Here is a 13,121-nt window from a genome sequence, read left to right as displayed (position 1 = left end):
TCGCCGTCGCACGCCATCAGGTCCCCGAGCGCGTCGCGTAGCATCGTGCTGCTGCCCCACTGGCAGAGTGGAGCACCTCACCAGCGGGAGGTAGAAGTGGTCCGAATGGGTTTTCCGTGCCGGAGTCTGGTCGAGTTTCGCTTCAACGTCTGAGTGGGGTGCAGCGCGAGATGGACGAGCGCGGGGAGGTGCTCGCCGCCGCAAGGGCGCGGGCCGAGGCATTGGCTGCTGCTGACGGCGCTGCACTCGCCCGGCTCCTGCACCCCGCTTTCCGCTGGATCTCCCACACCGGGGAGCAGTTCGCCCGCGACGCCTACATCGTCCGGAACACTTCTGGGCGCGTGCAATGGCATCGCCAGGACCTCGGCGACCCCGAGGTCGAGCTGTTCGGCGATGTTGCCATCCTGCGGGCCGTGGTGACGGACAAGATCGTCCGGGGCGGGGAGGTCGAGTCCTTCTGCATGCCCATGACCCAGATTTGGGTCCGGACGGACGGGGTGTGGCTGTGCGCGGGTGGACATGCCGGCCCCCGCCTCTCCCCGGGCCCACCCTCTGGCTAGCCCTTCGGGCGATTGGCCTCGGTCGGCCTACCGGGGAGTACTCCCAGCAATGGCGCGGCACAACCGATTGGCATTTCCCAATCGCACGGCTCTTTCTGAGATGAATCTGAAAGATATGTTGCAGCTCGGTAACAACCTGAATCTGAAACGTCGCTTTCGTAGCCAGCGCGGCGTGGCTGTGCATAGGCTGTGTGCCATGTGAGGCGCGCCACGTCCCCTGTGTCTTGGGGGCAGGGCCGCCGCCGGATGGGTCCGGCACTGACATTCACGGAAAGAGGAGGCGGAATGCGTTTCGGGCGTATTTCGAAGGTGGTAGGGGTTGCAGCTGCGGCTGTTCTTGCCCTGAGCGCCTGCGCAACCCAAGGCGGTGGGTCCTCGTCGTCATCGTCGAGCGCCGCGGCCACCAAGCAGGGCGGCAGCGCCACCGTGGTCGAGGTGAACGCGTTCAACACGTTCAACTCGAATACGGCAGACGGCAACACGGACATCAACTCGAAGATCAGCCTGGCGACCCACTGGGGCTTCTACTACGTCGACAACCAGCTGAAAGTCGTCCACAACGAGAAGTTCGGCCACTACGAGAAGACCTCGGACAACCCGCTGACCGTCAAGTACACCCTCAATGACGGCGTGAAGTGGTCCGACGGCACCCCGGTGACGGCGTATGACATCGCCCTCAGCTGGGCGGCCAGCTCGTCGTACTTCGACGACCAGGACTCCAAGGCGAAGACCGGTACGGCTTATTTCTCGACCGCCGGGGACCCCACGGGTCTGAACAATACGAAGTTCCCCGACGTCTCCTCTGACGGCAAGACGTTCACGCTGACGTACACCAAGCCGTACGCCGACTGGGAGACCGCGATCGGCAGCAACAACGGCACGATCGACATCCCGGCACACGTTGTGGCCAAGAAGGCCGGCCTCGCTGACGCCAAGGCCCTCTACGACCTCATGAAGGGGATGAAGAAGGGCGATCCTTCGAGCCCCCAGCCGGCCAACGAGACGCTGAAGAAGGCGGCCGACTTCTACAACACGGGCTTCGACACGAAGACCCTTCCGACCGACACGAGCCTGTTCCTCTCGAACGGCCCGTACGTGGTCAAGGACATGGTCGCCGACCAGTCGATGACCCTCGTCCGGAACAAGGACTTCACCTGGGGCCCCACCCCGAACCTCGATCAGATCGTGGTCCGGTACATCGGCTCCAGCCCGGCACAGATCCAGGCGCTCAAGAACGGCGAGGCTGACATCATCGCCCCGCAGGCGTCGTCTGACACCATTCAGCAGCTCAAGGCGATCCAGGGCGTGACGGTGGACCAGGGCCACCAGCTCGCGTACGACCACATCGACTTGAACTTCTACGGTGTGTTCGCCGACAAGGACGTCCGCACGGCGTTCATGCTCACGGTTCCGCGTCAGGACATCGTGGACAAGATCATCAAGCAGATGGACCCGAACGCGAAGCCGCTCGATTCGCAGATCTTCGTGCCGGACCAGGCGCCGTACGCAGACTCGGTCAAGAACAACGGTTCGGCTGACTACCAGCAGGTCAACATCGACAAGGCGAAGCAGCTCCTGAACGGCAAGACTCCGGAGATCCGGATCATGTACAACAAGGACAACCCGAACCGTGTTGACGCCTACACGCTGATCGCAGCGAACGCGACCAAGGCTGGCTTCAAGATCGTCGACGGCGGTCTCGGCAAGTCCGACTGGGGCAAGGCGCTCGGCAAGGGTGGCTACGACGCAACCATCTTCGGCTGGATCAACCCGGGTGTCGGCGTCCAGGGCGTTCCGCAGATCTTCAAGACCGGCAACGGCTCGAACTTCAACAAGTTCTCCGACCCCTCGGCGGACCAGCTCATGGACCAGCTCATCCAGACCACGGACCAGAGCAAGCAGGTTGATCTCGAGAAGCAGATCGACCAGAAGATCTGGGCGTCGTCCTACGGCCTCCCGCTGTTCCAGTCGGTCGGCGTGGACGCCTACAGCGACCGCGTGACCGGCGTGAAGTACATGCCGAACAACAGCGGCGTGTGGTGGAACTTCTGGGAGTGGGCAGCGAAGTAGCCCCCACAGAGTTCTGATGCTGACGGAGCGCCGGGACCGAACTCCATGGTCCCGGCGCTTCTCAGCGCCAACGGCACAACCTGCCCTCCGCCGTCGGGCTTCCGCAGACCGCGGGCCACGCCCCAGGCCCCCTTTTCGGGCCGCCCACACCTATCCGGCGGCCGACCATCAGAGGTACAACGAAACATGGTGACTTACGTCGTCCGGCGCCTCATCACCGCAGCATTGATCCTCCTCGGCGCATCCTTCCTGGTGTACAACCTCACCGCGCTGTCCGGGGATCCGCTCGAAGAGTTCCGCGCCAGCAATCTCCCCAACGCCGCCGCGCTGATGCAGGCGCGCACCCAGCTTCTCGACCTGAACACCCCAGCCCCCATCAGATACTTCAAGTGGCTCGGCGGGGCCGCGGGCTGCGTTGTCGGCCAGTGCGACCTCGGCAAGACGCTCGCCGGCCAGCCCGTCACGCAGGCACTCGGCCAGGCGCTCGTCCAGACGCTCACGCTTGTCACCGGCGCGACCATCCTCGCGATCCTCGTCGGCGTCGCCCTCGGCATCGTCACCGCACTCCGCCAGTACAGCGCCCTCGACTATGGCGTGACGTTCATGGCGTTCCTCTTCTTCTCCCTGCCGATCTTCTGGATCGCCGTCCTGCTCAAGGAGTACGGCGCCATCGGCTTCAACAACTTCCTGGCCCATCCGGACATCCCGATCCCCGCCGCCCTCGGCATCGGCATCATCGCGGGCGTCATCGCCGGAGTCGTGGCCGGGGGAGCGCTACGGCGCAAGGCGATCGTGGGCGCGATCGCGTTCGCGTTCGTCACGCTGGTGCTTGTCGTGGCGAGCCTCACCCAATGGTTCCGCTACCCGGGCCTCGGTCTGGGGGTCATCCTCATCGCCGGCGTCGGCCTCGCGTTCGGGATCACGGTCCTCGCCGCAGGCCTGCAGAACCGGCGAGCCCTCTACGCCGGACTCACGACCGTCGTGATCGGGGCGGCCGTCTATTTCCCGATCCAGCCCCTCCTGGATCTCGCGACCCCGCTCATGATCGTGATCCTCGCGGTCGTCACCATCGCGGTGGGCGTCGCCGCGGGATATTTCTGGGGGGGCTACGACCGTGGCCAAGGCATGAGGGTCGGCGGAATCACGGCCTTCGTCGTGGCCGCCATGATCCTCCTCGACCGCTTCATGCAGTCGTGGCCCGCCTACTTCGACAACGGGAAGATCCGCGGCCGACCGATCGCCACCATCGGCGCAGCCACTCCGAATCTCCAGGGCGACTTCTGGCTGTCCGGGATCGACGCGTTCACGCACCTGATCCTGCCGACGATCGCCCTCGTGCTCATCTCCCTCGCGAGCTACACGCGCTATACGCGCTCGTCCATGCTCGAAGTCATGAACATGGACTACATCCGCACGGCTCGGGCGAAAGGCGTGAGCGAGCGGTCCGTCGTCATGCGCCACGCGTTCCGCAACGCACTCATCCCGATCGCCACCATCGTGGCGTTGGACATCGGGGCTCTGATCGGCGGTGCCGTCATCACCGAGACGGTCTTCTCGGTCCGCGGCATGGGCTTCATGTTCCTCGACGGCATCTCGCACGTTGACCCGAACCCCGTGATGGGCGTCTTCGTGTGCGTCGCGATCACGGCCCTCTTCTTCAATCTCGTTGCGGACCTCATCTACTCCGCACTCGATCCGCGCGTAAGGGTGAAGTGACATGAGCCAGCAGTCTCAGCAGGAAGATGTCGCAACCGGCACCCAGGCCGGAACGACGCAGTCCGCGGAGCCGGTGGCCGGCGTCGAGCCCGTGCTCGAGACGAAGGGCCTCAGCCTCGGGCAGATCGTCCGCAGGCGGTTCTTCGGGCACTCGGGCGCTCTGGCGGGCCTTGTCGTCTTCGCGATCATCTTCATCCTCGCCTTCTCCTCGGAAGGCTGGGGGCCGTTCCCGGGCTGGTGGAAATACCAGCACGATCAGGTGACGCCACTCGTCAACGAGGGCGTGCCCACGTGGACCTTTGCGCCGTTCAGCTTCGGCGATCACCCGTTCGGGCAGGATCGGATCGGCCGCGACCTGTTCGCGATGACCATGCGCGGCGCACAGCAGTCCATCGTGGTCATGATCATCATCGGCCTCGTCGCCGGCGTGATCGGCGTGGTGGTCGGCGCCCTTGCCGGCTACTTCCGCGGCTGGGTCGAGACGATCCTCATGCGCTTGACGGACATCATCATCATCATTCCCGTGCTGCTCCTTGCCGCCGTCATGTCGCAGACCGCCGGCCGGCGCGACGCGGGCACGTGGTTTGCGCAGTTCGCGGCAAGCAACGGCGTGGTGGTCCTCGGCATCTTCCTGGGCCTCGTGCTCTGGGTGTCGCTCGCCCGCCTGGTCCGCGGCGAGTTCCTGTCCCTTCGCGAGCGCGAGTTCGTCGACGCGGCACGGATCTCCGGGGCCTCGAACTTCCGCATCATCTTCAAGCACATCCTGCCGAACGCCGTCGGCGTCGTGATCGTCAACGGGACGCTCATCATGTCCTCGGCGATCCTGCTCGAGACCGCACTCAGCTACCTCGGCGTCGGCGTGAAGGCGCCCGACACCTCCCTCGGCCTGCTCATCTCGCAGAACCAGGAGGCGTTCTCGACGCGCCCGTGGCTGTTCTGGTGGCCGGGTCTCTTCATCGTGCTGATCTGCCTCAGCATCAACTTCATCGGCGACGGCCTGCGCGACGCGTTCGACCCGCGCCAGAAGAAGTTCAACGCCAAGAAGGCGAAGGATTGGCGCCATCGGAAGGCGGTTCCCGCGGTGGCAGCCCCGGGAGGGGAGGCCAAGCTCGAGGTGGACGCCACGATCATCCCGGCTATCGGCGTGGTCCCCGATCCCGAAGCGCACGGCGGGGCCGACCGGTCCGAGCGCGGGAAGCCCTGACATGGACGCCGCGCCCGCCCGCGGCCAGAGCCGCGGGCGCCTACGCGATCAGGGTGACGACGGTCGCGACGGCGAGTACCGCCGCCGCGGCCACAACGCCCCACGCGGTGCTTCGGAGCACCGGCGTCTCGGCGCTCTGGCCGCCCTCGACCGCCCCGCGCTCGACTCTCTCGGCCCAGCGCCGGCGGACCAGGAGCGCGGCCTGCCCGGACACCGTGTTCCGCAGGTCGCCGGGCCGGACGGATTGGGCGGGACCATAGCTCGTCGCGGGGAGGCCGGAGACGTGCTCGGGCCGGGCGTTGCGCGCGCCCCACACGCCGGGCGCCGGGGCGGCCCAGGCGCTGTAGCGGGCCCCGCCGGTGCCGAGGGTGAGCGCGTATTTCGTGTCGACGAAGGCGAGCGCTTCCCACGGCACGCCGATGCGGCGGACTGGATTGACGAGTTCGACGCCGGCATCGCTCACGACGACGGCGGGTCGCCAGAAGAGCGCCCAGCCGACGAACGCCATGAGCACCAGAGGGGCGGCGAAGCGCAGCCCGACGAACCCGGTCTGCACGACCGTGACGACCAGCCCGAGGGCCGCGAGCACCCACAGGAGGATCGCGAACGCCTTGTTGCTGCGGGCTTTGAAGACATCGAGGGAACCGGCGTGCTGCAGGGCATTCATGCCCTCATGATGCCGGAAGGCCCGGGATATTCGCAGACGGCGTCCGAGCGGGCCGCGAGGCAGCTTCGGACGATGATGGAAGGAACAGCAGAGGATGACTGAGAACCTCGGCATGGCGGGAAGGCCTCGTCGGCGCTCCGAGAAGGGGGCGATGGTTGCGGGCGACCTGGTCAAGGGTCAGATGGTCCTCGAGGTCAGGGACCTGAGCGTGGACTTCGGTGTCGAGAAGGAATGGGTTCCGGCCGCCATCGACCTCAACTACGAGGTGCGGGCTGGCGAGGTCCTCGCGATTGTGGGCGAATCCGGCTCGGGCAAGTCGGCGAGTTCGATGGCGCTTCTGGGCCTCCTGCCGACGAACAGCCGGGTGTCGGGCAGCGTCAAGCTCGCGGGCCAAGAACTCCTGGGCAAGGACCGCTCGGCGATCCGCCGGGTGCGCGGCAACGACGTCGCGGTGATCTTCCAGGAGCCCATGACGGCTCTCAACCCCGTCTACACGATCGGGAACCAGATTGTTGAGACGATCCGCCTGCACAATCCGATTTCCCCGGACGAGGCGAAGACCCGCGCGCTCCGCATGCTCGAGCTCGTCGAGCTCCCCGACCCTGAGAAGGCCTTCAAGTCCTACCCGCACCAGCTCTCGGGCGGCCAGCGCCAGCGCGCCATGATCGCGCAGTCGCTCTCCTGTGACCCCAAGCTGCTCATCGCGGACGAACCCACCACGGCGCTCGACGTCACGGTGCAGGCCGAGATCCTCGATCTCATGCGCCACCTCAAGGACAAGCTCAACAGCGCCGTCATCCTCATCACGCATGACATGGGCGTGGTGGCAGACCTCGCCGACCGCATCGCGGTCATGCGCCGCGGTGTCATCGTCGAAGCCGGCTCGGCGGAGCAGATCTTCCACAGTCCCCAGCACGAGTACACCCAAGCGCTGCTCGCGGCGGTGCCGCATCTCGGCCAGGGATCCGAGGAGGAGGCCGAGGTGGACATCACCGCGGCGCTCGCCGCGGCTACGGGCACCGAGCTCGAGGCAGTGGACGCGGAGGAGCTCGCCAAGCGGGAGCAGGAGAACCTCGCCGCCCTCGCGGAGGCCGCCGAGGCCGAGGCGAAGCTCCGGGGTGCGCCGGTCCTCGAGCTGAGTGGCGTGGCGATCGAATACCCCAAGCAGGGCCGCGTTCCTGCCTTCCGTGCGGTGGAGGGCGCGCAGCTGAAGGTCTATCCGGGCCAGGTGGTGGGACTCGTCGGGGAGTCTGGGTCCGGCAAGACCACCATCGGCAGGGCCGCCGTCGGGCTCCTGCCCGTGGCGGAGGGCTCGCTCAAGGTGGTGGGGCAGGAGATCTCCGGCCTCAAGAAGAACTCCAAGGAGCTCCACGAGATCCGCCGCTCCGTGGGCATGGTGTTCCAGGATCCGTCGTCGTCGCTCAACCCGCGGCTCCCGATCGGCGAGTCGATCGGCGAGCCGATGTTCCTCGCGGGAGTCGCGAAGGGTGCGGACCTGCAGAAGCGCGTCGAGACGCTCCTCGATCAGGTCGAGCTCCCGAGGTCGTACCGGAACCGGTACCCGCACGAGCTCTCGGGGGGCCAGAAGCAGCGCGTCGGCATCGCCCGGGCGCTCTCGCTCAAGCCCAAGCTCATGGTGGCGGACGAGCCGACCTCGGCGCTCGACGTCTCAGTTCAGGCGAAGGTCCTCGAGCTGTTCCAGGCGCTCCAGAAGGAGCTCGGGTTCGCGTGCCTCTTCGTCACGCACGACCTCGCCGTGATCGACGTCCTCGCCGACCACATCTGCGTCATGCAGCGCGGCAAGATCGTGGAGCAGGGTTCGCGCGACCAGATCCTGCGCAACCCGCAGGAGGCGTACACGCAGCGGCTCCTCGCGGCTGTCCCGCTACCGGATCCCGAGAAGCAGCGGGAGCGGCGAGAGCTGCGCGAGCTCCTCCTTGCCAGCGGCATCGACTGACGCGGCCTTCGCCGCGGCCCGGCACTCCGCTCGTGGGTGCCGGGCGCGGGCGGGCAGTCAGCCGAGCGCGAGTCCCCGGTCTCTGAGGGTCTGCGCGAAGGACGGGGCAAGCCGTGCGCGGCCCGCCGGCGTGAGGTGCACGCCGTCCGCCAGGTCCTGGGCCAGCCCGTAGCGGGAGATCCAGTCTCCGCATCCGATGAACGGCAGGCCCATCAAAGCCGCTGTCCGCCCCAGGAGAGCATCGACCTGCGTGCGGCGACCTCCGCCGTCGGCCGCTGATCTGGCGAGCGTGCCCACCACAAGGAATTTCGACGCCGGGTAGCTCTCCTTGAGCTCCGAGACAACAGTCTTCGCGCCGTCGACGATCGCCGCGTCAGGCGAGTTGCGCGACGCATCGTTGCCGCCGCCCTGCACCACAACGAGCGCGGGATTGCCGTAGGGAAGGAGCCAGTCGCCGAGCCGGAGCGCGTGGGCGTAGTCGTGGACCTCGGGCGTTCCGACCGAGAACCCCGTACCGCCCCAGCCGGCTACGTACACCTTGTACCCAGCCTGCTCGAGGCCCTTCCGCAGCCAGCTGTCCGTGGGCTGGGCCTGCGAGTCGCCAATGAGCACCGCAGTCTTCGCAAGGCTTCCCAGCACCAGTTCTTGGCGGCCGCTTGCAGGATTCAGGTAACGGGCCCCGAACGGGAGCTGGGCGGGGGAGACGCTCGTGTAGCCGAAAGGCGCGTGAGGGCTGTACGGCCTGATGATGCCGGCAGTGGGAGTGGCGCTCGGAGTGGGCTCGGAACCTGCGATCGGCGCCCCCGGGTCGGCGCATCCCGCCAGTGCGAGGGCGCTCAGCATCACGACGGCGGCCCGCGCCAAACGTAGGCCGTGTGGGCTGCCGTGGTCCATCCGGCCCTCCGCGCGAAACAACACTGACGCATCCATCGTAGAATAGAAACACTGGCCCTTCCGAGGGTCTGTTCCGTTGTGCCGCCAGCGCGTCGCGTCAGAGGCCGAGCCGCGGACCATCACGACCCATCGAATCGAGCCCAAACCGTATGTCTGAAACCGTGTCCACCGTCTCCCGCACCGACCTCCGCAACGTCGCCATCGTGGCGCACGTCGACCATGGCAAGACGACGCTCGTCGACGCGATGCTCAAGCAGACCAACTCGTTCGCCGCCCATGGTGAGATCGAGGACCGCGTGATGGACTCCGGCGACCTCGAGCGCGAGAAGGGCATCACGATCCTCGCGAAGAACACGACCGTGCACTACGCTGGCCCTGCCGCGGCCGAGGTGGGCGAGCCCGAGGGCATCCTCATCAACGTCATCGACACCCCGGGCCACGCCGACTTCGGCGGCGAGGTCGAGCGTGGCCTCTCGATGGTCGACGGCGTGGTGCTCCTCGTCGATGCGTCCGAGGGACCGCTCCCGCAGACCCGCTTCGTCCTGCGCAAGGCCCTCGCCGCGCACAAGCCGGTCATCCTCGTGGTCAACAAGACCGACCGTCCCGACGCCCGCATCGAGGAGGTCGTCCACGAGACCATGGATCTCCTGCTCGGCCTCGCCTCTGACCTTGCGGACGAGGTCCCGGACCTCGATCTGGACAAGGTCCTGGACGTCCCCGTCGTCTACGCGGCCGCGAAGGTCGGCGCCGCCTCCCTCGAGCAGCCCGCCGATGGCGCCGTGCCCGATAACGACAACCTCGAGCCGCTGTTCGAGACGATCGTGAAGCACATCCCGGCGCCGACGTATGACCCGGAAGGCGTCCTCCAGGCGCACGTGACGAACCTCGACGCCTCACCGTTCCTCGGCCGTCTCGCCCTCCTGCGCATCTACAACGGCACCCTGCGCAAGGGCCAGCGGGTGGCGTGGGCTCGTCACGACGGGACCATCAAGCAGGTCAAGATCACCGAGCTGCTCGCCACGAAGGCGCTTGAGCGCGTTCCCACCGAGTCGGCGGGTCCGGGCGAGATCGTCGCCGTCGCCGGCATCGAGGACATCACGATCGGCGAAACCCTCACCGATGTCGACGACCCGCGGCCGCTCCCGCTCATCAAGGTGGACGACCCCGCCATCTCGATGACGATCGGCATCAACACGTCCCCGCTGGCCGGCCGCGTCAAGGGCGCGAAGGTCACCGCGCGCCAGGTCAAGGACCGCCTCGACAAGGAGCTCATCGGCAACGTCTCGATCCGCGTCCTCCCGACCGAGCGGCCCGACGCGTGGGAGGTGCAGGGCCGTGGCGAGCTGGCCCTGGCCATCCTCGTCGAGCAGATGCGCCGCGAGGGCTTCGAGCTCACGGTCGGCAAGCCCCAGGTGGTCACGAAGAAGGTCGACGGCCAGGTCCTCGAGCCGACAGAGCACATGACCATCGACGTTCCCGAGGAGTACCTCGGCGCCGTCACACAGCTCCTTGCCGCCCGCAAGGGTCGCATGACGAACATGGCGAACCACGGCACCGGCTGGGTGCGCATGGAGTTCATCGTCCCCTCCCGTGGCCTCATCGGCTTCCGCACCAAGTTCCTCACGGACACGCGCGGCGCCGGTATCGCGTCCTCGATCGCCGAGGGCTACGAGCCGTGGGCCGGCGAGATCGAGTACCGCACGAACGGCTCGCTCGTGGCCGACCGCGCGGGCGTCGCGACGCCGTTCGCGATGATCAACCTCCAGGAGCGCGGCACGTTCTTCGTCCAGCCGACGGCTGAGGTGTACGAGGGCATGATCGTCGGCGAGAACTCGCGAGCCGACGACATGGACGTCAACATCACCAAGGAGAAGAAGCTCACCAACATGCGCTCCTCCACGGCGGACAACTTCGAGGGCCTGACCCCGCCACGCACCCTGACGCTCGAGGAGTCCCTCGAGTTCGCCCGCGAGGACGAGTGCGTCGAGATCACCCCGGAGGACATCCGGATCCGCAAGGTCATCCTCGACGCGAACGAGCGGCTCAAGGCCAACCGGGCTCGCGCCCGCGCCTGATCCTCGCCTCAGGAGGCTGAGCGTCAGCAGAGCGGACGACGGCGGGTTCCCACCCGCCGTCGTCCGCTTGTTTCTGCCCGGATGTTTCTTGCGCCGTCACGTCCGCAGGGTGTGGACCCTGCGGACGTGACGGCGCAAAGGAGGGTGTGGCGTCAGTCGGCCGTCGGGTCGGGGTGATGGGCGATCATGAGGGACGTGGCCAGGCCATCGGGATCGCTCGGCAGGGCCGCGTATTCGTCGACGACGGCGCGCAGCTTGGCGAGCAGATCGGCGCGGTGGCGGGCGTTCAGCTTGAGGCCAAGCCGCCACACCTCGATGTCTTCCGGAGGGAGCGCGGCCGTTTCCTGGACGAAGGTCTCGATGAGGACGGGCGCGACATCGTCGACCTTCTGACCCCAGGATCGCCGCGTGGCAAGGTACGGCACCTCCCGCGCACCGCGGTTTCCGCGCCGCTCGGCCTGCGGCTCGAGGAATCCCGTGGCCACGAGCGTGCGCACGTGATGCAGGGTCGACGCGGGATTGAGGCCGAGGACGTCCGCGATCTCCTTGTTCGTGCGGGCATGGTGCAGGCACAGGCGCAGGATCCGCAGGCGCAAGGGTGAGCTGAGGGCGCGGCCCTTCGCTGCGTCGTCGGAGATCGACATATGTTCACTCTACCGCCGAGTGATTGACACTTCTCAATCACTCGGCGCACACTGACCGCATGGCCTCCCACTCCGCGGCGCGCAGCACGCTCGCTCCGCTTGTCCGGCGCCCTTCCTTCCTCGCCTTCTGGGCAGGGCAGGGAGTAAGCCAGGTGGGCGTCCAACTCGGCCAGCTCGCGCTGCCGGTCCTCGCAGTCAGCCTGCTCGGCGCTCGCGAGCTGGATCTGGGCGTCCTCAATGCCGCCTCGATGGCGGCGTTCCTCGTCGTTGGGCTTCCCGCCGGAGCCTGGGTGGACCGCTGGCTCAAGCGGCGCACGATGATCAAGGCAGACGTCGTGCGGATGGCCGCCATGCTCGCCGTGCCGATCCTCTGGTGGGCGGGCGCGCTCGAGATGTGGCACCTCTTCGTGGTGGCCGCGATCGTGGGGATCGCGACCGTGTTCTTCGACGTCGCCTACCAGAGCTACATCCCGCTCCTCGTGGACCGCGAGCTCGTCGCCGACGCGAACGGCAAGCTCGAGGCCACGGCGCAGACCGCGCGCCTCGCCGGCCCGGCGCTCGGCGGCTTCCTGCTGACCGTAGTGACCGCCCCGCTTCTGTTCGCCGGCGAAGCCGCGGGCTACCTGGTCTCGGCGCTGTGCCTCGCGCGGGTCCGCGACACCGAGACGCTCCGCCAACGCGCAGCAGGAAGCAGGCTCCCGGCCGAGATCCGGGAAGGGGCTGCCTTCGTGGTCTCCCATCCGCTCATCCGCCGGATCGTGGCCAGCACGGCGGTGGGGAATCTCTTCTCGTCAGTCGTCTACGTCCTCATGCCGCTCGTGACCCTGCGGGAGCTCGGCTTGGGCCCGGTCGGACTCGGCATCATGCTCTCGGTCGGTTCTGTCGGGGGAGTCATCGGCGCGCTCGCGGCGCCCCACCTCGCGGTGCGCCTCGGCGAAGGTCCGCTTCTGCCGCTCGGGCTCATGGTGGGCGGGGCCGCCGTCGTGCTCTTCCCGCTCGCGCTCTCGGTGGGATCGGGACCGCTCGCGCTCGTCCTGCTCAGCGTGGGCGATTTCTTCATGAGCTTCGGCGTGATCGTCTACAACGTGCTTCAGGTGAGCATGCGCCAGCGCGTCTGCCCACCACGGCTGCTGGGGCGCATGAACGCCTCGATCCGCTGCGTCGTCTGGGGGGTCATGCCGATCGGAAGCCTCATCGGCGGAGGGCTCGGTGCGGAGTTGGGCATCGCTCCGACGCTGTGGATCGGCATCGTCGGGATGGTGCTCTCGTGCCTCCCCGTGGCGATCGGGCCGTTCTTCCGGATGCGGCGGCTTCCGGACGGCGAGGACGATTGA

Annotated in this window: 10 protein-coding genes; 7 read left to right on the top strand and 3 right to left on the bottom strand. The window is 67.4% G+C overall.

Annotation, left to right across the window (positions count from 1 at the left end):
- Window positions 1–170 precede the first annotated feature (170 nt).
- The 4 genes from E5679_RS05575 (at window position 171) to E5679_RS05560 (ending at window position 5,550) form a co-directional block, all read left to right on the top strand.
- On the top strand, window positions 171–560 hold the full coding sequence (locus E5679_RS05575) for a nuclear transport factor 2 family protein (RefSeq protein WP_171042251.1): 390 nt from the start codon (window positions 171–173) through the stop codon (window positions 558–560).
- 285 nt (window positions 561–845) lie between these two features.
- On the top strand, window positions 846–2,630 hold the full coding sequence (locus E5679_RS05570; RefSeq protein WP_138414085.1) for an ABC transporter family substrate-binding protein: 1,785 nt from the start codon (window positions 846–848) through the stop codon (window positions 2,628–2,630).
- Window positions 2,631–2,816: 186 nt separating this feature from the next.
- A complete protein-coding gene (locus E5679_RS05565; protein WP_138414084.1) occupies window positions 2,817–4,346 on the top strand; it encodes an ABC transporter permease in 1,530 nt (509 codons plus the stop codon).
- A gap of 1 nt (window position 4,347) precedes the next feature.
- Window positions 4,348–5,550 carry an ABC transporter permease gene (locus E5679_RS05560; RefSeq protein ID WP_138414083.1) on the top strand — a complete coding sequence of 401 codons (1,203 nt, stop codon included), beginning with the start codon at window positions 4,348–4,350 and terminating at the stop codon, window positions 5,548–5,550.
- A gap of 40 nt (window positions 5,551–5,590) precedes the next feature.
- On the opposite strand, the gene E5679_RS05555 is transcribed toward E5679_RS05560, so the two are convergent.
- The gene (locus E5679_RS05555; RefSeq protein WP_138414082.1) at window positions 5,591–6,217 is read right to left on the bottom strand and encodes a PH domain-containing protein; all 627 of its coding nucleotides are present in this window, start codon (window positions 6,215–6,217) and stop codon (window positions 5,591–5,593) included.
- Between the two features lie 151 nt (window positions 6,218–6,368).
- On the opposite strand from E5679_RS05555, the gene E5679_RS05550 reads away from it, so the two are divergent.
- On the top strand, window positions 6,369–8,174 hold the full coding sequence (locus tag E5679_RS05550; protein WP_249335998.1) for an ABC transporter ATP-binding protein: 1,806 nt from the start codon (window positions 6,369–6,371) through the stop codon (window positions 8,172–8,174).
- Window positions 8,175–8,231: 57 nt separating this feature from the next.
- Here E5679_RS05550 and E5679_RS05545 read toward each other — a convergent pair whose 3' ends face one another.
- Window positions 8,232–9,092, bottom strand: a complete 861-nt coding sequence (locus tag E5679_RS05545) for an SGNH/GDSL hydrolase family protein (RefSeq protein ID WP_171042250.1) — start codon at window positions 9,090–9,092, stop codon at window positions 8,232–8,234.
- Between the two features lie 125 nt (window positions 9,093–9,217).
- On the opposite strand from E5679_RS05545, the gene typA reads away from it, so the two are divergent.
- Entirely contained in the window at window positions 9,218–11,143 is a 1,926-nt protein-coding gene (typA, locus tag E5679_RS05540) for a translational GTPase TypA (RefSeq protein ID WP_138414080.1), read from the top strand.
- Window positions 11,144–11,295: 152 nt separating this feature from the next.
- On the opposite strand, the gene E5679_RS05535 is transcribed toward typA, so the two are convergent.
- On the bottom strand, window positions 11,296–11,787 hold the full coding sequence (locus E5679_RS05535) for a helix-turn-helix domain-containing protein (RefSeq protein ID WP_138414079.1): 492 nt from the start codon (window positions 11,785–11,787) through the stop codon (window positions 11,296–11,298).
- A 59-nt stretch (window positions 11,788–11,846) separates the two neighbouring features.
- On the opposite strand from E5679_RS05535, the gene E5679_RS05530 reads away from it, so the two are divergent.
- Window positions 11,847–13,121, top strand: coding sequence for an MFS transporter (locus E5679_RS05530; protein WP_138414078.1), 1,275 nt, complete (start codon window positions 11,847–11,849; stop codon window positions 13,119–13,121).

It is taken from the genome of Sinomonas gamaensis (genome assembly GCF_005876955.1).
Lineage (GTDB): Bacteria > Actinomycetota > Actinomycetes > Actinomycetales > Micrococcaceae > Sinomonas > Sinomonas gamaensis.
Note: the sequence above shows the minus strand (reverse complement) of the source record. Positions and strands in the feature narration are given on the sequence as shown.